This window comes from Brachybacterium phenoliresistens (genome assembly GCF_039530785.1).
Taxonomy (GTDB): domain Bacteria; phylum Actinomycetota; class Actinomycetes; order Actinomycetales; family Dermabacteraceae; genus Brachybacterium; species Brachybacterium phenoliresistens.
Window position 1 is genome coordinate 1 of sequence record NZ_BAAAOW010000030.1, and the last position, 589, is coordinate 589.

1 protein-coding gene is annotated in these 589 nt (G+C 58.2%); it reads right to left on the reverse strand.

Going from position 1 to position 589, the window contains the following annotated elements; all coding sequences use genetic code 11:
* Positions 1–514, reverse strand: a 514-nt coding sequence (locus ABD234_RS19125) for a hypothetical protein (protein ID WP_344359675.1), incomplete at its 3' end; no start/stop codon positions are given.
* Positions 515–589 lie beyond the last annotated feature (75 nt).

Sequence of the window (589 nt, forward strand, 5' to 3'; positions counted from 1 at the left end):
AGCGGTTGTTGCGATTGTCATGGAAAAAATTCGGGTCGAGCGTAACCATGCCCCGCGCGGCATAGATGTTGTTGACGGCGCGTGCATCCTCTTCCGAGGTCAGGCGACGGATGAAAAAACCGCGGGGCCGCTTACGGCGGCTGGCGCGATAGGTCGGGAAGTCGAGCCGAAAAGTATGCGAGGGATCGAGAAACACCTCCTGCGGGGCAACTGCCAGAATGACGTGCGGATCGCGTACATAGAAGATGATATCGCGCTGGCCGCGCTGCTCCTCGCGCAGCGCATTGATCAATTCCGTCTTGTCTTCAAAAGTCTGGTCGAAGAGCAACCTGCCCCAACCGCAATCGAGCACGACGTTCTTCTTCATCGCCTCCTCGCCATCGCGGCTTTGGGCGATTACAGGCTTCATCGACTGGGTGCGCATACGCTGCAAACGGTGGCCCAGCGCCTTGTCGCGCTGGGAGGCATGTCGTGCTTCGGTGGTGCGAGGCTTTTTCACGGCATCAGATTCCATGTGTCTGCATCCAGAGTTCCAAAAGTCCGACCTGCCAAAGTTCCGAGCCCTGAAGCGGCGTAATGTGTTCCGAAG